At 74.6% G+C, this 18,952-nt stretch carries 19 protein-coding genes; 14 read left to right on the forward strand and 5 right to left on the reverse strand.

The features are described 5' to 3' along the window. On the reverse strand, positions 1–923 hold a 923-nt coding region (locus ACFQLX_RS22115), incomplete at its 3' end, for a PucR family transcriptional regulator ligand-binding domain-containing protein (protein ID WP_386417788.1). A gap of 244 nt (positions 924–1,167) precedes the next feature. On the opposite strand from ACFQLX_RS22115, the gene ACFQLX_RS22120 reads away from it, so the two are divergent. The 5 genes from ACFQLX_RS22120 (at position 1,168) to ACFQLX_RS22140 (ending at position 6,979) form a co-directional block, all read left to right on the forward strand. Further along, positions 1,168–2,061 (forward strand): FAD binding domain-containing protein, encoded by an 894-nt coding sequence (locus tag ACFQLX_RS22120; RefSeq protein ID WP_386417790.1) that lies wholly within the window; start codon positions 1,168–1,170, stop codon positions 2,059–2,061. Continuing rightward, positions 2,061–2,621: a (2Fe-2S)-binding protein gene (locus tag ACFQLX_RS22125; RefSeq protein WP_386417792.1), complete on the forward strand. Its 561-nt coding sequence runs from the start codon at positions 2,061–2,063 to the stop codon at positions 2,619–2,621. Before ACFQLX_RS22120 ends, ACFQLX_RS22125 begins: the two co-directional genes overlap by 1 nt. Next, a complete protein-coding gene (locus ACFQLX_RS22130; protein ID WP_386417793.1) occupies positions 2,618–5,062 on the forward strand; it encodes a xanthine dehydrogenase family protein molybdopterin-binding subunit in 2,445 nt (814 codons plus the stop codon). Before ACFQLX_RS22125 ends, ACFQLX_RS22130 begins: the two co-directional genes overlap by 4 nt. Positions 5,063–5,066: 4 nt before the next feature. Continuing rightward, the gene (locus ACFQLX_RS22135) at positions 5,067–6,185 is read left to right on the forward strand and encodes an XdhC family protein (RefSeq protein ID WP_386417795.1); all 1,119 of its coding nucleotides are present in this window, start codon (positions 5,067–5,069) and stop codon (positions 6,183–6,185) included. 302 nt (positions 6,186–6,487) lie between these two features. Then, on the forward strand, positions 6,488–6,979 hold the full coding sequence (locus ACFQLX_RS22140; protein WP_386417797.1) for a transglycosylase SLT domain-containing protein: 492 nt from the start codon (positions 6,488–6,490) through the stop codon (positions 6,977–6,979). A 98-nt stretch (positions 6,980–7,077) separates the two neighbouring features. On the opposite strand, the gene ACFQLX_RS22145 is transcribed toward ACFQLX_RS22140, so the two are convergent. After that, complete coding sequence (locus ACFQLX_RS22145) at positions 7,078–7,806, reverse strand: hypothetical protein (RefSeq protein WP_386417798.1); 729 nt, start codon at positions 7,804–7,806, stop codon at positions 7,078–7,080. Between the two features lie 210 nt (positions 7,807–8,016). Between ACFQLX_RS22145 and uraD the strand changes: the two genes are divergently transcribed. The 4 genes from uraD to ACFQLX_RS22165 all read left to right on the forward strand — a co-directional run bounded on the left by uraD (position 8,017) and on the right by ACFQLX_RS22165 (position 11,322). After that, positions 8,017–8,577, forward strand: coding sequence for a 2-oxo-4-hydroxy-4-carboxy-5-ureidoimidazoline decarboxylase (gene uraD / locus ACFQLX_RS22150; RefSeq protein ID WP_386417800.1), 561 nt, complete (start codon positions 8,017–8,019; stop codon positions 8,575–8,577). After that, positions 8,574–8,948 carry a hydroxyisourate hydrolase gene (gene uraH, locus ACFQLX_RS22155; RefSeq protein WP_386417801.1) on the forward strand — a complete coding sequence of 125 codons (375 nt, stop codon included), beginning with the start codon at positions 8,574–8,576 and terminating at the stop codon, positions 8,946–8,948. The genes uraD and uraH overlap by 4 nt, the downstream gene beginning before the upstream one ends. Before the next feature lie 8 nt (positions 8,949–8,956). Further along, on the forward strand, positions 8,957–9,868 hold the full coding sequence (gene pucL / locus ACFQLX_RS22160; RefSeq protein WP_386417802.1) for a factor-independent urate hydroxylase: 912 nt from the start codon (positions 8,957–8,959) through the stop codon (positions 9,866–9,868). 74 nt (positions 9,869–9,942) lie between these two features. After that, positions 9,943–11,322, forward strand: coding sequence for an 8-oxoguanine deaminase (locus ACFQLX_RS22165; protein WP_386417804.1), 1,380 nt, complete (start codon positions 9,943–9,945; stop codon positions 11,320–11,322). Between the two features lie 72 nt (positions 11,323–11,394). Here ACFQLX_RS22165 and ACFQLX_RS22170 read toward each other — a convergent pair whose 3' ends face one another. Further along, complete coding sequence (locus ACFQLX_RS22170) at positions 11,395–11,778, reverse strand: hypothetical protein (protein WP_386417806.1); 384 nt, start codon at positions 11,776–11,778, stop codon at positions 11,395–11,397. Between the two features lie 160 nt (positions 11,779–11,938). On the opposite strand from ACFQLX_RS22170, the gene ACFQLX_RS22175 reads away from it, so the two are divergent. Then, entirely contained in the window at positions 11,939–12,925 is a 987-nt protein-coding gene (locus ACFQLX_RS22175; protein ID WP_386417854.1) for a hydroxyacid dehydrogenase, read from the forward strand. A 44-nt stretch (positions 12,926–12,969) separates the two neighbouring features. On the opposite strand, the gene aceB is transcribed toward ACFQLX_RS22175, so the two are convergent. Both aceB and ACFQLX_RS22185 read right to left on the reverse strand, forming a co-directional pair. Further along, positions 12,970–14,604, reverse strand: coding sequence for a malate synthase A (aceB, locus tag ACFQLX_RS22180; protein WP_386417807.1), 1,635 nt, complete (start codon positions 14,602–14,604; stop codon positions 12,970–12,972). Positions 14,605–14,728: 124 nt separating this feature from the next. Continuing rightward, on the reverse strand, positions 14,729–15,364 hold the full coding sequence (locus ACFQLX_RS22185; protein ID WP_386417809.1) for a nucleotidyltransferase family protein: 636 nt from the start codon (positions 15,362–15,364) through the stop codon (positions 14,729–14,731). 204 nt (positions 15,365–15,568) lie between these two features. Between ACFQLX_RS22185 and ACFQLX_RS22190 the strand changes: the two genes are divergently transcribed. The 4 genes from ACFQLX_RS22190 to alc all read left to right on the forward strand — a co-directional run bounded on the left by ACFQLX_RS22190 (position 15,569) and on the right by alc (position 18,898). Next, a complete protein-coding gene (locus ACFQLX_RS22190) occupies positions 15,569–15,898 on the forward strand; it encodes a DUF5955 family protein (RefSeq protein WP_386417810.1) in 330 nt (109 codons plus the stop codon). A gap of 82 nt (positions 15,899–15,980) precedes the next feature. Further along, a complete protein-coding gene (locus ACFQLX_RS22195) occupies positions 15,981–16,379 on the forward strand; it encodes a nuclear transport factor 2 family protein (protein ID WP_386417812.1) in 399 nt (132 codons plus the stop codon). A 20-nt stretch (positions 16,380–16,399) separates the two neighbouring features. Continuing rightward, entirely contained in the window at positions 16,400–17,734 is a 1,335-nt protein-coding gene (allB, locus tag ACFQLX_RS22200; protein WP_386417814.1) for an allantoinase AllB, read from the forward strand. A 42-nt stretch (positions 17,735–17,776) separates the two neighbouring features. Further along, on the forward strand, positions 17,777–18,898 hold the full coding sequence (gene alc, locus ACFQLX_RS22205; RefSeq protein WP_386417815.1) for an allantoicase: 1,122 nt from the start codon (positions 17,777–17,779) through the stop codon (positions 18,896–18,898). Positions 18,899–18,952 lie beyond the last annotated feature (54 nt).

Here is an 18,952-nt window from a genome sequence, read left to right on the forward strand (position 1 = left end):
ACGGGCGCCGCGTCCCGCAGCCGGGCGGCGGCGTCGGCCGGCGGCGCGCCCGCCTGCACCAGCTCCAGCACCTCCTGCGCCAGCCGGCGCCGCACCCCGCGCCCCGCCTCCCGGCGTTCGCGCTCCACGGCGATCAGCTGCGTCACCCCCCGCAGCAGGTCGAGGCGCTCCTCCGGCCACTCGGCGGCGTCCGCCTCCACCGCCAGCACCCAGTCCGCGAGGTGCCCGGCGGTACGGGCGGCGGCGTTGTCGTCGCGGACGGGGAAGAGCGAGAACACCGCCCCGCCGACCGTCGTGCGGTACGGGCGGCCGCTCCCGGCCCGCCCCTCCCGGACGGCACCGAGGTGCTCGCCGGCCAGCCGGGCCCGTACCCGGGCGGGCAACTCCCCCTCGCCGCCCGCGACCTGGCGTCCGGTGGGGGAGAGGACCCAGGCCCGCAGGTCCAGATCGGAGCCGAGCAGGTCGAGCACCGCCTCCGGGCCGCCGCCCGCCGGCCCCGCGGACATCAGCCGCCGGTGCCGGTCGACCACGGCGGCCAGGTCCCCGGCGCGCTCGCCGCTGACCTGCCGTACGACGTGCTCGGTGATCGCGGCGAAGGCGACCCGCTCGTCCACCGCGAAGAGCGGCAGCCGGTGCTGGGCGCAGGCCGCCACCAGGTCGTCCGGGATGCCCGCCAACTCCGCCTCCCCGGCGGCCAGGGCGGCGACCCCGGCGGCGGCGAGGATGCGGACGAACGGCTCGGAGTCCTGCGGGCCGTGCCGCCAGGCCAGACCGGTGAGCACCAGCTCGCCGCCGCTCAGATAGCGGCCGGGGTCGCGCAGGTCGGTCGTCATCACGCCGCGCACCGGGCGGTCCAGCTCCGCCGCCCCGCCCAGCAGGCGCAGACCGAGGGAGTCCGTCTCCAGCAGCGCGCGCAGCCTCATGATCTTGCCTGCCGTTCCTGTTGCGGTGGTCGTCCGGGGTCGTGCGGGACGGAAGCACTCCGCCTTTCGTTCGAATCTACAAGGCGGCACCCGTGACCAGCCAATCGCTTCGGGGCATCGGTGACTGTCCCCGCCCGCCCCGGGCCGGTCTACTGGGCGCACCCAAGACGTGCTCGGGCGCCAGGTCGATATGCCGGAGCGACAAGCTGACAGAACGAGAAGTCGACACGTCGAGAGGAACACGATGGAGTTCCTGCGCCCCGCCACCTGGCGGGAGGCGCTCGCCGCGAAGGCCGAGCACCCGGAGGCGGTGCCCCTCGCGGGCGGCACCGATGTGATGGTCGAGATCAACTTCGACCACCGCCGCCCCACGCACCTGCTGGACCTCACCCGCATCGGTGAGCTGTACGAGTGGGAGGAGGACGGGGGCGCCATCCGGCTCGGCGCCTCCGTCCCGTACACCCGTGTCATGGAGGAGCTGCGCGGCCCCCTCCCCGCGCTCGCCCTCGCCGCGCACACCGTCGCCTCCCCGCAGATCCGCAACCGGGGCTGCGTCGGCGGCAACCTCGGCACCGCCTCCCCAGCCGGCGACGCGCACCCGGCGCTGCTGGCGGCCGGCGCGGAGGTGGAGGCGGAGTCGGTGCGCGGGGTGCGCCGGATCCCGATCGACGACTTCTACACCGGCGTGAAGCGCAACGCCCTCGCGCCGGACGAGCTGATCCGGGCCGTGCACGTGCGCGGGGCGGACGGCCCGCAGCAGTTCGCCAAGGTCGGCACGCGCAACGCCATGGTCATCGCGGTCTGCGCCTTCTCGATCGCCCTGCACCCCGCCACCCGCACGGTCCGCACCGGCATCGGCTCCGCCGCGCCCACTCCCGTACGGGCCAAGGCGGCGGAGGAGTTCCTCGCGGCCGTGCTGGCGGAGGAGGGATCGTGGGACGGCGGCGGGGCGCTACCGCCGTCCGCCGTACGGGAGTTCGGCGGGCTGTGCGCCGCCGCCTGCAACCCGATCGACGACGTACGCGGCAGCGCGGCCTACCGCCGCCACGCGATCGGCGTGCTGGCCCGGCGCACTCTCGGCTGGACCTGGGAGTCGTACCTCGGTGGATCCGTCCAACCCGGTGAAGGAGCCGCGTGATGCGCGTGACATTCACGGTCAACGGCCGCGAGCAGCGGGCCGACGACGTCTGGGAGGGCGAGAGCCTGCTCTACGTCCTGCGCGAGCGCCTCGGCTTCCCCGGCGCGAAGAACGCCTGCGAGCAGGGCGAGTGCGGTTCGTGCACGGTCCGCCTCGACGGGGTGCCGGTCTGCGCCTGCCTGGTCGCGGCGGGGCAGGTGGAGGGCCGCGAGGTGCTGACCGTCGAGGGACTGCCGGCCTACGCCGGCCACCGCGCGGCGGAGCACCCGGGCGCGGCCTGCGGGGGGCGGGGCTGCGGCCCGTGCGGGGAGCGGCCGGCCGGGGAGCGCCAACTCGCCCCCGTCCAGCAGGCGTTCCTCGACGCCGGCGCCGTCCAGTGCGGATTCTGCACGCCGGGGCTGCTGGTCGCCGCCGACGAACTCCTGGAGCGCGACCCCGCGCCGACGGACGCCGACATCCGCGAGGCGCTCTCCGGCAACCTCTGCCGCTGCACCGGCTACGAGACGATCATGAACGCGGTCCGGCTCGCGGCGGCCCGCCAGCGGGAGGCACGGGGATGAGCGAAGGCACCGGGACGACGAGCACCCCGACCCGTACGGCAGGAGACGACACGCGCCGCGCCTCCGGCGGCATCGGCGAGTCCGCCGACCGCCCCGACGGCACGCTGAAGGTCACCGGCGAGTTCGCGTACTCCTCCGACCTCTGGCACGAGGACATGCTCTGGGGCCACACCCTGCGCAGCCCGCACGCCCACGCCGAGCTCGTCTCGATCGACATCTCCCGCGCCCTCGCCCAGCCCGGCGTCCACGCCGTCCTCACGTACGAGGACCTGCCGGCCGAAGTGACCCACTACGGACTGGAGTTCAAGGACACCCCCGCCCTCGCCCACGGCGTCGTCCGCCACCACGGCGAGCCCGTCGCCCTGGTCGCCGCCGACCATCCGGAGACCGCCCGGCGCGCGGCGGCGAAGATCCGCGTCGAGTACCGCGAACTCCCCCTCGTCACCGACGAGTCCACCGCCACCGCCCCGGGCGCGCCCGTCCTGCACCCGGGCCGCACCGACCACCACGCCGCCCACGTCCCGCACCCCAACATCGTCCACCGCCAGCCCGTCGTGCGCGGCGACGTGGCGCGGGCGGCCCGCGAGGCGGCCCATATCGTCACCGGGGACTACGAGTTCGCCATGCAGGACCAGGCGTTCCTGGGCCCTGAGTCCGGCCTCGCGATCCCCGCCGAGGACGGCGGCGTCGACCTGTACGTGGCCACCCAGTGGCTGCACTCCGACCTCTGGCAGATCGCCCCCGTGCTCGGCCTGCCCCCCGGGAAGGTGCGGATGACGCTCTCCGGCGTCGGCGGCGCCTTCGGCGGCCGCGAGGACCTGTCGATGCAGATCCACGCCTGCCTGCTCGCCCTGCGCACCGGCCGCCCGGTGAAGATGGTCTACGACCGCTTCGAGTCCTTCTTCGGCCACGTCCACCGCCACCCGGCCCGCCTGCACTACGAGCACGGCGCCACCGCCGACGGCCGCCTCACCCACATGAGGTGCCGGATCGTCCTGGACGGCGGCGCCTACGCCTCCTCCACCCCGGCCGTCGTCGGCAACGCCGCCTCGCTCGCCGCCGGCCCGTACGTCATCGAGCACGTCGACATCGAGGCCCTCGGCCTCTACACCAACAACCCGCCCTGCGGCGCCATGCGCGGCTTCGGCGCCGTCCAGGCCTGCTTCGCCTACGAGTCGCAGATGGACAAACTGGCGGCGGCGGTCGGCATGGACCCGGTGGAGTTCCGCCGGCGCAACGCCATGTCCCAGGGCGCCGTCATGCCCACCGGCCAGGTGGTCGACTCGCCCGCGCCGGTCGCGGAGCTGCTGCGCCGCGTCAAGGCGCTGCCCCTGCCGCCCGAGCGCCCCTGGGAGGGCGCGGACGGCGCGGCGGACGTACGGGAGCTGCCGGGCGGGCTGTCCAACACCACGCACGGCGAGGACGTGGTGCGCGGGGTCGGCTACGCGGTCGGCATCAAGAACGTCGGCTTCTCCGAGGGCTTCGACGACTACTCCACCGCCCGGGTGCGCCTGGAGGCCGTGGGCGGCGAGGCGGTGGCCACCGTGCACACCGCGATGGCCGAGGTCGGCCAGGGCGGCGTCACCGTGCAGGCGCAGATCGCCCGCAGCGAGCTGGGCGTGCGCCGGGTCGTCCTGCAGCCCGCCGACACCCGCGTCGGCTCGGCGGGCTCCACCTCCGCCTCCCGGCAGACCTATATGACGGGCGGCGCGGTCCGCGACGCCTGCGCGGCCGTACGCGAGGAGGTGCTGGCCGCCGGACGCCGCGAGCGCGGCACGTACCACCCGGCCTGGGAGAGTGCGGAGCTGCTGCTGGAGGACGGCAAGGTGGTCACCGACGGCGGCGAGGTGCTGGCGGACCTCGCCGGGCTGCTGGAGCTGACGGGGCCCGTCGAGGTCGAGCTGGAGTTCCGCCACCGGCCCACCGAGCCCTTCGGCCGGCGCGACGGGCAGGGGCAGGGGCACGTGCAGTACTCCTTCGCGGCGCACCGCGCGGTGGTCGAGGTCGACACCGCCCTCGGCCTGGTGAAGGTCGTCGAGCTGGCCTGCGCCCAGGACGTCGGCAGGGCGCTCAACCCGCTCGCCGTCGTCGGCCAGATCCAGGGCGGTACGACCCAGGGGCTCGGCATCGCGGTGATGGAGGAGATCGTGGTCGACCCGGCCACCGCCCGGGTGCGCAACCCCTCCTTCACCGACTACCTCATCCCCACCATCCTCGACACCCCGCCCATCCCCGTGGACGTCCTGGAGCTGGCCGATCCGCACGCCCCGTACGGGCTGCGCGGCATGGGCGAGGCGCCGACGCTCTCCTCCACCCCGGCCGTGGTCGCCGCGATCCGGCAGGCGACGGGGCTGGCGCTGACCCGGGTGCCGGTGCGGCCGGAGGCGCTGACGGGGACGGGCGCGGGAGCTGAGCCGGTCTCGCAGCAGGGGAAGGACTGACACCGTGCTGGACCTCGCCGCCGGACTGGCCGGCTGGATCGCCCAGGGCCGCGACTTCGCGGTGGCCACCGTGACCGCCGTCGACGGCTCCGCGCCCCGCGGCCCCGGCGCCGCGCTGGCCGTGGATGCCGACGGCACCGCACTGGGCAGCGTCTCGGGCGGCTGCGTGGAGGCCGAGGTCTACGAGCTGTGCCGCACGGCGCTGGCGAGCGGCGCCGGCGCCCGCGCGAGCTTCGGCTACTCCGACGAGGACGCCTTCGCCGTCGGCCTGAGCTGCGGCGGCGTGCTCGACGTCCTCGTCACGCCCGTGCGGGCCCAGGACCCGGTGCGCCCGCTGGCCGCCACCGCCCTGCGCGCCGCCGCCCAGGAGCGGGCGGCGGCGCTGGTACGGGTCGTGGCGGGCCCGGCGGAGCTGCTGGAGGCGGCGCTGCTCGTACGCCCCGACGGCTCGTACGAGGGGAGCCTGGGCGGCGAACCCGGGCTGGAGCGGGCGGTCGCGGGGGAGGCGCGGGCGCTGCTGGCGGCGGGGCGCACGGCGCTGGTGGAGCTGGGCGCGGACGGCGGCCGCTGCGGGCAGCCGGTGCGGGTGCTGGTGGAGGTCAGCGGACCGCCGCCCCGCATGATCGTCTTCGGGGCGGTGGACTTCGCGGACGCGCTGGTGCGGATGGGCCGCTTCCTCGGCTACCGGGTGACCGTCTGCGACGCACGTCCCGTCTTCGCCACCCCGCAGCGCTTCCCCGAGGCGGACGAGGTGGTGGTGGCCTGGCCGCACGAGTACCTCGCCGGCACGGCCGTGGACGCGCGCACGGTGCTGTGCGTGCTCACGCACGACGCGAAGTTCGACGTACCGCTGCTGGAGCTGGCGCTGCGGCTGCCGGTCGCCTACGTGGGCGCGCTGGGCTCGCGCCGTACCCACGAGGACCGCGGGCGCCGCCTGCGCGAGCGGGGCGTCACGGACGCGGAGCTGGCCCGGCTGCGCTCTCCGATCGGCCTGGACCTGGGCGCGCGCACCCCGCAGGAGGTGGCGGTGTCGATCGCGGCGGAACTGGTGGCCGCCCGCCACGGCGGCACGGGCGCGCCGCTGACGGGGGCGGTCGGGCCGATCCATCGCGAACAGGTATGAAATGTCCGTTTTGATCTATATCTGAGTTTGGGTGGAGTTCGGGACCTTTGGCGCCTGTGACCCAGGCCATATCGGCTTCCTCACATACGAAGCGCCATCGTTGGATGAATACCCCATTGCGTGTCAGGCGGGGGCGAAGCGCCGTATCGCTGACTAAGCACCGTAGTAGGAAGGAGCGTGCATTTCGGATTTTCGTGGGTTAAACATTCTCAAGTCGCTTCCGCACCTCCGGGCAACCGGGGGTGCTTTCGCTCAGGGACAGGCGGAGGGCGACCCCCATGCCCCCGAGGACAGGAACACCCATGCCCGGCACCTCCATCCGCAAGCGCATCGCCACCGCAGCCGCCCTCGCCGGCGCGACCGCCGCCCTGTGCGTGCCGCTCGCGACGAGCGCGCAGGCCGCGACCCCGCAGGCGGCCCCGCAGGCCGCCACCCCGCAGGCCGGCACCCCGAACTACGTCCCGGCCGGCGTCACCGCGCAGCTGGACGGCTGGATCGACGAGGCGCTCGCCGTGATGAAGCGGCACGGCATCCCCGGCTCGTACTGGGGCATCTACCGCAACATCATGCGTGAGTCCTCCGGCAACCCGAACGCCATCAACAACTGGGACATCAACGCCCGCAACGGCATCCCCTCGCAGGGCCTGCTCCAGGTGATCCCGCCGACCTTCAACGCCTACCACGTGGCCGGCACCCCGAAGGTCATCACCCACCCGGTCTCCAACATCGTCGCCGCGTGCAACTACGCCGCCGACCGCTACGGCTCGATCGACAACGTCTTCAGCGCGTACTGACATCCCGCGGGCTGCGTGCCCGCGCCGTCCGCCGCGTTCCGCACCCTCCGGCAGTCCGCCGGGGGGTGCGAGGCGTTCGGGCCGGCCGGCACGCGGGGTCAGCTCGCGGGGGAGCCCCTGCGGATCAGCTCGTCCGCCGGGTCGTTCACCGGCTGCGGGGTGCCCGTCAGGTCCATCACGTACAGGGGGATGGACAGCTCGTCCGCGCGGACGCGGGCGTCGCGGGCGTAGCCGGCGAGGGAGAAGAAGACCGCGATGGCCGACTGGTTGAGGCCGTTGAGCCAGAGGCACTCGATCTCCCGCAGCGGCGTCGGGGAGGTCGTCGGGTCCACGTGCGCCAGCACGCCGTTGCCGCGGATGTCCACACCCGAGGCCGGGCGGTCGTCGGCCTGCTTGATATCGCCGTAGCCCAGCCACTTCAGGTACTGCGCCGCCGCCGTCACCGCGTCGCGCGCGGTCCGTATCGTCACGGGGCGGAAAGGCGCGCGGTGTACGGGCGGGGTCGGCGGCGCGGGCGCGACCGGCGCGGTGGGGCCCTCGTCGGCGGACGCGTCCTGCGGCCCCTGCTGCGGAGCCACCGGCATCCGCAGCACCGTGCCGCACACGCAGGCCAGCTCCGGCTGCGGCCACTCGTCGGACCGGGCGCAGGAAGGGCAGGGGACCGTCACCCAGGAGCCGCGCCAGGTGCGGTGGCGCAGCTCCACCGGCATCCCCCCGCGCACCAGCGGCAGCGTCAGCGGCGCGCCGCAGGCGCAGGGGAACGTCGGCGGGGTGAAGGAGTGCTCGCGGCGGCAGACGGGGCAGTGCACCGGCACGCTCTCGGCCATGGATCAGCTCCCGGGGAACTGGTGGAGTCGGGCGCCAATTATCACGCCGAGCGTAGCCGTACCGCTACACAAGGTCCGTGCTGGGGGCGGGAATTGGACGACATCAGGCCACTCGCACCGCATCCGCCCACCCGACCCCGCCCGGTACGGTCCGCCGCGCCGCCGGGGCGGACCGTTGACGTGATCCGTACCCGAACCTAGCGTTCCCCCGTGACGTCCAGTGCTCCGCCGGGGCTCGCCCGGCTCAACCGCCTCGACCCCGCCGCGGCCGCCGGGCTGCTGCGCGGGGTCTGCGCCGCCGCCGACTGGAGCGCGGCGGTCGCGGCCGGGCTGCCGTACCGCGACACCGGGGCGCTCCTCGCCGCGGGCGACGCCGCCACCGCCGCCCTCAGCGAGTCCGGCCTCGACGCGGCGATGGCCGGCCACCCGCAGATCGGCCGCCCCGCGCCCGGTGAGAGCGCCTCCGCCCGCGAGCAGGCCGGGATGGCGGGGGCGCCCGAGGCGCTGCGGGCGCGGATGCTGGAGCTGAACCTGCGCTACCAGGAGCGCTTCGGCCACGTCTTCCTCGTCTGCGCCACCGGGCTGAGCGCCGCGCAGCTGCTCGCCGCGATCGAGGAGCGCCTCGGCAACACGCCGGAGGTCGAACGCGCGATCGTGCGCACGGAGCTGGGCAGGATCAACCGCATCAGGCTGGGGCGGCTGGCTGAGTCGGCGGATCCCGCAGATCCCGCAGAGCCCGCAGAGCCCGCAGAGGGAGACGCGAGCGGATGAACGCACGACCGCAGCCCCCGGCCGGACACAGCGGCGTCTCCACCCACATCCTCGACACCAGCGCCGGCCGCCCCGCCGCCGGTGTCCCCGTCACCCTCTCCGCCGCTGCGGACGGCCGCTGGGAGACCGTCGGCTCCGCCCGTACCGACGCGGACGGCCGGTGCGCCGGGCTCCCGCAGCCGCCGGCCGGGACGACACACGTCCGCCTCGTCTTCGACACGGGACCGTATCTCCAGAGTGATCGACTTCCCGCCGGGGAGCGCGCGTTCTTCCCGGAGGTGACCGTCGCCTTCGCCGTCGAACCGGGCGAGCACTACCACGTACCCCTGCTGCTCAACCCGTTCGGATACTCCGTCTACCGAGGGAGCTGACAGCCGTCGTGACCGCCTCGCCCCGCCCCTTCCTGCTGGGCCCCAACCAGTACGGCAAGGCCGAGATCCGCGTCCTGAAGACCACCCGCGACGGCGCCACCCACCACGTCCGCGACCTCAACGTCTCCGTCGCCCTCGCCGGCGACATGGACGCCGTGCACTACGACGGCTCCAACGCCGGCGTGCTGCCCACCGACACCGCCAAGAACACGGTCTTCGCCTTCGCCCGGCGCCACGGCATCGAGTCGCCCGAGCGCTTCGGCATCGAGCTGGCCCGCCACTTCACCACCACCCAGGACTCCCTGCACCGCGCCCGTATCCGGATCGAGGAGTACGCCTGGGAGCGCACCGGCGACACGGGCCACTCCTTCGTACGCGCCGGCCGGGAGACCCGCCTCGCCCAGGTCACCTGCGAGGGCGGGGACGTCGAGGTGCTCAGCGGTCTGACGGGGATGACCGTCATGAACACCACCGACTCGGAGTTCACCGGCTACGTCAAGGACGCCTACACCACGCTGCCCGAGGACCGCGACCGCATCCTCGCCACCGCCGTCACCGCCTGGTGGCGCCACCGCGAGACCAACGGCGCCGCACCCGGGCCCGGTTGGGACGACTCCTACATGGCCGCACGCACGCACCTGCTGGACGCCTTCGCCGGGACCTACTCCCTGTCCCTGCAGCAGACGCTCTACCGGATGGGCGCGCACGTCCTCGAACTCGGCGACGGGATCGACGAGATCCGCCTCTCCCTCCCCAACAAGCACCACTTCCGCCTCGACCTCACCCCCTTCGACCTGAGCAACGAGGCCGCCGAGGGCGCGGTCTACTTCGCCGCCGACCGCCCGTACGGACTCATCGAGGCCACCGTGCTGCGCGCGGGCGCCGCGGCGCTGATCCCGGCCGACCTGGCCAACCTCTGACCGCGCGCCCCCGTCGGCGCGACCCCTCCCGCCACCCCCTCCCGCGGACCCAACGAAGGGCGAGGAAGCAGCACATGAGCGACGCACCCGGCCGCACCGTCATCGAGAACTGCGCCATCGCGACCGTCGACGCGCACGGCACCGAGTACGCCCGCGGCCATCTCGTCCTGGCCGGCGACCGGATCGAGTCCCTCGGCGCGGGCGCGGCCCCCGAGGGGCTGGCGGGCGTGGTGCGCCGTATCGACGCCGAGGGGCACCTCGCCACCCCGGGGCTGGTCAACACCCACCACCACTTCTACCAGTTCCTCACCCGGGGCCTGGCCACCGACCACAACCTCTTCGACTGGCTGACCGCCCTCTACCCCACCTGGGCGCGCATCGACGAGGCCATGTGCCGGGCGGGCGCGCTGGGTTCGCTGGCGATGATGGCGCGCGGCGGCTGCACCACCGCGATGGACCACCACTACATCCACCCCCGCGGCGCCGGCGACCTCTCCGGCGCGATCATCCAGGCGGCCCGGGAGACCGGCGTGCGCTTCACGCTCGCGCGCGGCTCCATGGACCGGGGCGAGTCCGACGGCGGGCTGCCGCCCGACTTCGCGGTGGAGAGCCTGGAGGGGGCCCTCGCCGCCACCGAGGAGACCGTCGACCGCCACCACGACGCCTCCTTCGGCGCGATGACGCAGATCGCCGTCGCGCCCTGCTCGCCGTTCTCCGTCTCCACCGAACTCCTCACCCAGAGCGCCGAGTTGGCCCGTCGCAAGGGTGTGCGCATGCACACCCACGGCTCGGAGACGGTCGAGGAGGAGACGTGGTGCCGGGAGCTGTTCGGCATGGGCCCCACCGACTACTTCGAGTCCACCGGCTGGCTCGGCGCCGACGTCTGGATGGCGCACTGCGTCCACATGAACGACGCCGACCTCGCCGCCTTCGCCCGCACCGGCACGGGCGTCGCCCACTGCCCCTCCTCCAACGCCCGCCTCGCCGCCGGGATCGCCCGCGTCCCCGACATGCTGGCCGCCGGGATCCCCGTCGGCCTGGGCGTGGACGGCACCGCCTCCAACGAAGCCGGCGAGCTGCACACCGAGTTGCGGGGCGCCGTGCTCGTCAACCGCCTCGGCCCGCACCGCGAGGCTGCGCTCACCGCCCGCCAGGCGCTGCGCCTGGGCACGTACGGCGGCGCCCAGGTCCTGGGCCGCGCGGCGGAGATCGGCTCACTGGAGCCCGGCAAACTGGCCGACCTGGTGCTCTGGCGGCTCGACACCCTCGCCCACGCCTCGATCGCCGACCCGGTGGCCGCCCTGGTCCTGGGCGCCCCGGCCCCGGTCACCGCCTCCTTCGTCGGCGGCCGGCAGCTCGTGGCGGACGGCCGCCTGACGACGGTGGACGAGGACGAGATCGCCGCCTCGACCCGCAGCGAGGCGAGGCGGCTGGCGGAGATCGCGGGGGAGTAGGCACTCCTCAGACCCGCTGCTCCGTGCCGTCCGGGAAGCGTACGACCACCTCCGCGCCCTCCTCGCGTACCGCTATCCCTCGGGCAACTCCCTTGCTGCACGGCCCAGTCCGACCAGCACCGCATGCACCGTCGTGCCGCCGGGATGGGCGGTGCGCACGATGTACGGCGTGGCGCAGTGGCGGCCGAAGGCGTTGGCGCCGGTCCAGCGGACCACCGCCGCCGCCTCGTCCCAGCCGTACAGGCCGGCCAGCGTGCTCGCCAGCCCGTCCGACTCCGCGCCCGAGGCGCTCGCCCGGCCGGGCGGCCGGTACTGCGCGAAGCCCGGCGAGGCGTACGGCGCCAGCGCGTCGAGCAGCCGGCCGGCGGCGGCCTCCCCGTGCGCCCTCGTCCAGCCGGTGTACGGCGACAACGTGCGGTCAGCAGGCGGCGGCTCGATCGCACCTCCATCCGGCAAGCGCTTGCTGCCTGCGGGCGAAAGCGCGGTACGATCTGCCGCCGACCCCTCCCGGGCGGGCGCGCCGGGCCGGGAGGACCCACCGTCGAAGGGCAGCGCCGTGAACGGGACCCCCGCACCGGAGCACACCACCCCCCGGCGCCCCCGCGCCGTCCTGGCCATGGCGGCGCAGACCCGCGACGCGCTGCGCGCCGAGGGCGCCCTGGACCGCCTCGCCGAGGCCGCCGACCTCGACCCGGACCTCCTCGTCGAGGACTTCGGCTCCCTGGCGCCCCACGCGGCCGGCGAACTGGCCGCCGCGGAGGTCCTCCTCACCCACTGGGGCGCCCCGCCCCTCACCCCGGCGGCCCTGGCGACGATGCCCCGGCTGCGGGCGGTCGTGCACGCGGCCGGCTCCGTCAAGCACCACGTCACCGACGCCGTCTGGGCGCGCGGCATCGCCGTCTCCAGCGCCGCTGCCGCGAACGCCCTGCCCGTCGCGGAGTACACCGTCGCCGCGATCCTCTTCTCCGGCAAACGCGTCCTGGACAGCGCCCGCGCCTACACCGCCCACCGCGCGGCCTTCCCGCTGCTGCCCTTCCACGCCGGCGGCGGCAACTACCGCCGCACCGTCGGCGTCGTCGCCGCCTCGCACATCGGACGCCGGGTGCTGGAACTGCTGCGCCCGTACGACCTGCGCCTCCTGGTCCACGACCCCTATCTGGACGAGGCCGGGGCGAAGGAGCTGGGCGCCGAGTGGGCGGAGCTGGACGAACTCGCCCGCCGCAGCGACGTGGTGACGATCCACGCCCCCCAACTCCCCGAGACCCGCCACCTGTTCGACGCCCGCCGCCTCGCCCTGCTGCCGGACGGCGCCACGCTGGTCAACACCGCGCGCGGCTCGCTGGTCGACACCGAGGCACTCACCGCCGAGCTGCTGAGCGGCCGCATCAGCGCCGTCCTGGACGTCACGGAACCGGACGTCCCCCCGGCCGACTCCCCGCTCTACGACCTGCCCAACGTCCTCCTCACCCCGCACATCGCCGGCTCCCTCGGCAACGAACTGCTGCGGATGGCCGACCTGGCCGCCGAGGAGATCACCCGCTACGCCCGCGGCCTGCCCTTCCACCACGCGGTCGACGCGGCGGACCTGATCCGCAGTGCCTGACGGCGACCCCCGCCCCACCCGCCAGCTCCCGTATCCCGGCCGCCTCAGTCCCGCAGCTCCTCATAGGCCGGCAGCGTCAGGAAGTCCACGTACTCCTTGTCCAGCGCCACCCGCAGCAGCAGATCGTGCGCGTCCTGCCAGCGCCCCGCCGCGAACGCCTCCACACCCGACTCGGCGCGCGCCGCGTCCAACTCCTCGGCGGCCAGTCGGCGCACCAGCTCCGCCGTCACCGTCTCGCCGCTGTCCAGCACCACCCCCGCATTGATCCACTGCCAGATCTGCGAGCGGGAGATCTCCGCCGTCGCCGCGTCCTCCATCAGATTGAAGATCGCCACCGCGCCCAGCCCCCGCAGCCACGCCTCGATGTAGCGGATACCGACCGCGACGGCGTTGCGCAGCCCCTCGTACGTCGGGCTCGCGTCGAGGGAGTCGACGGCGATCAGCTCGGCCGCCGTGACCGAGACATCCTCACGCAGCCGGTCCTTCTGGTGGGGGCGCTCACCCAGCACCGCGTCGAAGGACTCCAGCGCGATGGGCACCAGGTCCGGATGCGCGACCCAGGAGCCGTCGAAGCCGTCGGCCGCCTCCCGGTCCTTGTCGGCGCGCACCTTCTCGAAGGCGGTCTTGTTGACCTCGGCATCGCGGCGCGAGGGGATGAAGGCCGCCATCCCGCCGATCGCGTGGGCGCCGCGCTTGTGGCAGGTGCGCACCAGCAGCTCGGTGTACGCGCGCATGAACGGCGCCGTCATCGTCACCGCGTTGCGGTCGGGCAGCACGAACCGCTCCCCGCCGTCCCGGAAGTTCTTCACGATCGAGAACAGGTAGTCCCACCGCCCCGCGTTCAACCCGGAGGCGTGCTCGCGCAGTTCGTAGAGGATCTCCTCCATCTCGTACGCGGCGGTGATCGTCTCGATCAGCACCGTCGCACGGATGGTGCCCCGCTCGATGCCCAGGCGCTCCTGGGCGAAGACGAAGACGTCGTTCCACAGCCGAGCCTCGCGGTGCGACTCCGTCTTGGGCAGGTAGAAGTACGGACCCCGGCCCAGCTCCAGCAGCCGGCGCGCGTTGTGGAAGAAGTACAGCCCGAAGTCCACCAGCGCGCCCGGGACCGGCCGCCCGTCCACCGTGAGGTGCCGCTCGTCCAGATGCCAGCCGCGCGGGCGCACCACGACCGTCGCCAGCTCCCCGGCCGGCTTCAGCGCGTAACCCTTGCCGGAGCGGGGGTCGGTGAAGTCGATGCGGCGCTCGAAGGCATCGATGAGATTGAGCTGCCCGCCGACGACGTTGTGCCAGGTCGGCGCGGAGGCGTCCTCGAAGTCCGCGAGCCAGACCCGGGCACCGGAGTTGAGGGCGTTGACCGTCATCCTGCGGTCGGTGGGCCCGGTGATCTCCACCCGGCGGTCCTGCAGCGCCTCCGGCGCCGGGGCGACCCGCCAGCTGTCGTCCGCGCGGACGGCGGCCGTCTCCGGCAGGAAGTCCAGCGTGCCGGTACGGGCGATGTCGGCCCGGCGCTCGGCCCGGCGCACCAGCAGCTCGTCGCGGCACGGGGTGAAGCGGCGGTGCAGCTCGGCGAGGAAGGCCAGCGCCTCCTCGGTCAGCACCTCCTCCTGGCGGTCGACGGGCGGCGCCGCGACGACGGCGCCCGGCCCCGGCGGCGGGGTCGGAGATGCTGCGGACATGGCTGTCACTCCCTTGGCTGCGGGCACGGTGCGCCCGATGCGAAGGACAGTAGTTTTCCGCCCAGGCGACAGCAACGCCCTGTGGATAACGCGCGGCGAGCGTGCGCCAACGGTGTGCCAGGGGCTAACCGCCGTAGTCGCGGTCCAGCAGACGCAGGTCGGCCGGGGTGTCGATATCGGCCGGGTCCGCCACGTCGCCGCACTCCACCAGCGTCAGTTCACCCGTGTGCTCCCGCAGATACGCGCGCGCCCCCCGATCCCCGCGCGCGGAGTCGGCGACGCCGGCCCAGTGGCGCCGCCCCAGCAGCACCGGATGGCCGCGCTCCCCGCCGTAGGCGGCCGCGGCCAGCTCCGTGCCGTCGCGCCCGCAGTGCGTGACCAGCCGGGCCACCGCCCGCGCCCCGATCCCCGGCTGGTCGACGAGCAGGACGACGACCGCCGCGGCGTCCGTACCGGCCAGCGAGTCGAGCCCCGCGCGCAGGGACGAGCCCATCCCCTGCGCCCAGTCCCGGTGGGCGACCACCCGGCAGCCGTCAAGGCGCGTACGGGCGTACACCTCTTCGAGGTCCGCCCCCAGCACCACGTGCACGGGATCGCAGCCGGCGGCCCGCAGCGCCTCCGCCGCCCGCTCGACCAGCGGCCGCCCGCCCGCGCTGAGCAGCGCCTTCGCCCGGCCCCCGAGGCGCCGCCCACCGCCGGCGGCGAGCAGCAGCCCCGCGACACGCCTGGCCGGTGTGATCGTTCCGATTGGCGGATTCATCTGAATATCCCGAGGTCTGTGGCGAGTCGTGCACAAGTGGCGTTAACTGATCCGCGGTTCGCCGTGTCCGACCAACACGGGCGGCCAACGGCTGGAGTGTTGTCGGCTGGCGCAAGGGGGACGTCGATGGGCAAGCATGCTATGGGCGCGATGTCGAGGAAGGGCGCACCGAGGAAGGGCGCACCAGGGGAGGGTGCCTACGTCGTGGAAGAGGGACTGGCGCGGGCCGCCGAGGCCCTGCGTGTCGAGACTCTGCGGGTGGAGGCGCTGCGGACGGCCGTCTCGCGCCTGAGCCGCGAGCTGGCCGGGCATCCGGCGCAGTTGAGCGACCGCTCGGTCGCCGAGGACGCCCTCGCGGAGCTGGCCGCGATGGCGCAGTCCGGGGCGCCGGAGGTCGTGCGGCTGCGGCGCGCGCTGCTCGCGGTGGCCGGCGCGGTGGGCTCCGTCAGCGCCCTGGCCCCCTCGGTCGGCGAATTACGCAAGGCTGTCGACCTCTTCGGCGGCGAGATCCCCGGTCCGCGGGGCGGGGACTAGGGCCCGTCCAGGGCCTGTCCAGGGCCTGCTCTGAGGCTGCCGCGGCCTTCCGCCGCCCGGGAGGGGGTGCTACGTTCGCCCGATGTCCAAGATCGAGATAGACCGGCTGACCGCTGACTTCTTCGGCGCGTTCGACAACCGGGACGGCAAGGCCGCCGACGTGGCGCGGATCCGCCGGCTCATGCTGCCCACGGGTGTCATCGTGTGCGTGAGTCCGACGTTCGCCGCCTACACGGTGGAGGAGTTCATCGGGCCCCGCGAGCGGCTGCTGGCCGAGGGCCGGCTGGTCGGCTTCTCCGAGTGGGAGACCTCCGAGCGCACCGAGATCGCCGGCGACATCGCCTCCCGGTTCGGTGAGTACCGCAAGTCCGGGATCCTGGACGGCGAGCCGCTCGAGGGCGGCGGCGGCAAGACGATCCAGTTCGTCCGCACCCCGGAGGGCTGGCGCATCTCCGCCTTCGCCTGGTACGACCACCCCTGACCCCCTCCGGAAGGCGTGCGATGCCGCCCCTCGACCTGGCCCTGCGCTCGCGCCGCGCCCTCACCCCCGAGGGCGAGCGCCCCGCCGTCGTCACGGTCGCCGGCGGCCGCATCGAGGCCGTGCTGTCGTACGACGCGGTGCTCCCGCCCGGCGTCCCCGTCGAGGACGTGGGCGAACAGGCGCTGCTCCCCGGCCTGGTGGACACCCACGTCCACGTCAACGACCCCGGTCGCAGCCAGTGGGAGGGCTTCGCCACCGCCACCCGCGCCGCGGCGGCCGGCGGGATCACGACGATCGTCGACATGCCGCTCAACAGCCTGCCCCCCACCACCACCCCCGCCGCACTGGACGTCAAACGCGACACCGCCCGCCCCCGGGTGCACACCGACACCGGCTTCTGGGGCGGCGCGATCCCCGGCAACCTCGACGACCTCGCCCCCCTGCACGAAGCCGGGGTGCTGGGCTTCAAGTGCTTCCTCTCCCCGTCGGGCGTCGAGGAGTTCCCCCACCTGACCGGCCGGGACCTGGCGGCGGCCGTCGCCACCGCCGCCCGGCTCGGCGCGCTGCTCGTCGTCCACGCCGAGGACCCGGCCGTGCTCGACGCCGCCCCCCAGCGCCCCGGCGCCCGTTACGCCGACTTCCTCGCCTCGCGCCCCCACGAGGCGGAGGTCAGGGCCGTCGAGCGGCTGACCGCCCTGGCCGCGCGATACGGCGCCCGCGTGCACGTCCTGCACCTCTCCTCCGCCGCGGCGCTCGCCCCCGTGGCGGCGGCGAAGGCGGCCGGGGTCCAGGTCACCGCCGAGAGCTGCCCGCACTTCCTCACCCTGACCGCCGAGGAAGTCCCCGACGGGGCCAGCGAGTTCAAGTGCTGCCCACCGATCCGCGAGGCCGCCAACCAGGACGCGCTCTGGGCCGCCCTCCTGGACGGCACCCTCGACTGCGTGGTCTCCGACCACTCCCCGTCCACCGCCGACCTCAAGACCCCCGACTTCGCCGCCGCCTGGGGCGGCATCTCCTCCCTCCAACTCGGCCTCCCGGCGGTCTGGACCGAGGCCCGGCGCCGGGGCGTGCCCCTGGAGCGGGTGGCCCGCTGGATGTCCACCGCCCCCGCCGCACTGGCCGGCCTCCCCGCCAAGGGCGCCCTCGCCCCCGGCCGCGACGCCGACTTCGCCGTCCTGGCCCCCGAGGAGACCTTCACCGTCGACGCGGCACGCCTCCACCACCGCAACCCCGTCACCGCCTACGCGGGCCGCACCCTGTACGGAGTCGTCACCTCGACCTGGCTGCGCGGCGTCCGCATCGCCGACCGCGGCGCCTGCGGCGCACCGCGCGGCCGGCTCCTGCGCCGCGGCTGAGAAGCGTCCGCCCCACGACCGCGCCCCCGAAAGGCAGCACGCATGACGGAGATCCCCCGCTTCACCGGCGACGCCGCCCCGTACACCGGCGGGGACCCCTACGCGGACTACCGCACCGCCGACCTCCCCTTCACCCACCACCCGGACCTCGCCGACCGGCGCCTGGGCGCCGCCGTCATCGCCGCCAACGACGAGTTCTTCGCCCCCCGCGAGAGCCTCCTCACCCCCGCCCCTGCCCACTTCGACCCCGAACTCTTCGGCCCCAAGGGCAAGATCATGGACGGCTGGGAGACCCGCCGCCGCCGCGGCGCCTCCGCCACCGGGCCCCATCCCGCCGACGGCGACCACGACTGGGCGCTGATCCGCCTCGGCGCGCCCGGCGTCATCCGCGGACTCGTCGTGGACACCGCGCACTTCCGGGGCAACTACGGCAAGTACGCCTCGGTGGAAGCCACGTCACTCCCCGCCACCCCGTCCGCACAGGAGCTGCTCGCCCCCTCCGTCCGCTGGACGACCCTCGTCGCGCGCACCGAGCTCGGCGGCCACGCGGCCCACGGCTTCGCGGTCTCCCGGCCCCGCCGCTTCACCCACCTGCGGCTGCGCCAGTACCCGGACGGCGGCATCGCACGGCTGCGGGCGTACGGGCAGGTGGTCCCGGACCCGGACTGGCTGGCCGCGCTGGGCACCTTCGACCTGGTGGCCCTGGAGCACGGCGGCCGGGTCGAGGACGCCTCCGACCGCTTCTACTCCCCGCCGGCCAACACCCTGCGCCCCGGCCCCGCGCGCGGCATGGACGAGTGCTGGGAGACCCGCCGCCGCCGCGACCACGGCCACGACTGGATCCGCTACACCCTCACCGCGCAGGCGCGCATCCGCGCGGTGGAGATCGACACCACCTGCCTGAAGGGCAACGCGGCCGGCTGGGCGGCGCTCTCGGTCACGGACGAGGTCGGCGAGGACGCGACCTGGACGCAGCTCCTGCCCCCCGTCCGCCTCCAGCCCGACAGCGGCCACCGCTTCGTCCTGGCCGCCCCGGCGACCGCCCGCCGCGCCCGACTGGACATCCTCCCCGACGGCGGCATCGCCCGCCTGCGCCTGCACGGCAGCCTCACCCAGGCCGGCACGGACGAACTGACCGCCCGGTACGCGCAGTCCACCGGCTGAGGGAAACCCCGGGGCAATGCTCCGGCGCCCCCTTCCGTACGCATCGAACTGAGC

Source organism: Streptomyces polyrhachis, from assembly GCF_042663125.1.
Lineage (GTDB): Bacteria > Actinomycetota > Actinomycetes > Streptomycetales > Streptomycetaceae > Streptomyces > Streptomyces polyrhachii.

Coding starts and splice junctions, on each gene's coding strand:
- ACFQLX_RS22130 (WP_386417793.1), top strand. CDS start 2,618: ATGAGCGAAGGCACCGGGACGACGAGCACCCCGACCCGTACGGCAGGA.
- aceB (WP_386417807.1), bottom strand. CDS start 14,604: ATGTCCGCAGCATCTCCGACCCCGCCGCCGGGGCCGGGCGCCGTCGTC.
- uraH (WP_386417801.1), top strand. CDS start 8,574: ATGAACGCACGACCGCAGCCCCCGGCCGGACACAGCGGCGTCTCCACC.
- alc (WP_386417815.1), top strand. CDS start 17,777: ATGACGGAGATCCCCCGCTTCACCGGCGACGCCGCCCCGTACACCGGC.
- ACFQLX_RS22165 (WP_386417804.1), top strand. CDS start 9,943: ATGAGCGACGCACCCGGCCGCACCGTCATCGAGAACTGCGCCATCGCG.
- ACFQLX_RS22125 (WP_386417792.1), top strand. CDS start 2,061: ATGCGCGTGACATTCACGGTCAACGGCCGCGAGCAGCGGGCCGACGAC.
- ACFQLX_RS22195 (WP_386417812.1), top strand. CDS start 15,981: ATGTCCAAGATCGAGATAGACCGGCTGACCGCTGACTTCTTCGGCGCG.
- ACFQLX_RS22120 (WP_386417790.1), top strand. CDS start 1,168: ATGGAGTTCCTGCGCCCCGCCACCTGGCGGGAGGCGCTCGCCGCGAAG.
- ACFQLX_RS22175 (WP_386417854.1), top strand. CDS start 11,939: ATGGCGGCGCAGACCCGCGACGCGCTGCGCGCCGAGGGCGCCCTGGAC.
- ACFQLX_RS22185 (WP_386417809.1), bottom strand. CDS start 15,364: ATGAATCCGCCAATCGGAACGATCACACCGGCCAGGCGTGTCGCGGGG.
- allB (WP_386417814.1), top strand. CDS start 16,400: ATGCCGCCCCTCGACCTGGCCCTGCGCTCGCGCCGCGCCCTCACCCCC.
- ACFQLX_RS22145 (WP_386417798.1), bottom strand. CDS start 7,806: ATGGCCGAGAGCGTGCCGGTGCACTGCCCCGTCTGCCGCCGCGAGCAC.
- ACFQLX_RS22140 (WP_386417797.1), top strand. CDS start 6,488: ATGCCCGGCACCTCCATCCGCAAGCGCATCGCCACCGCAGCCGCCCTC.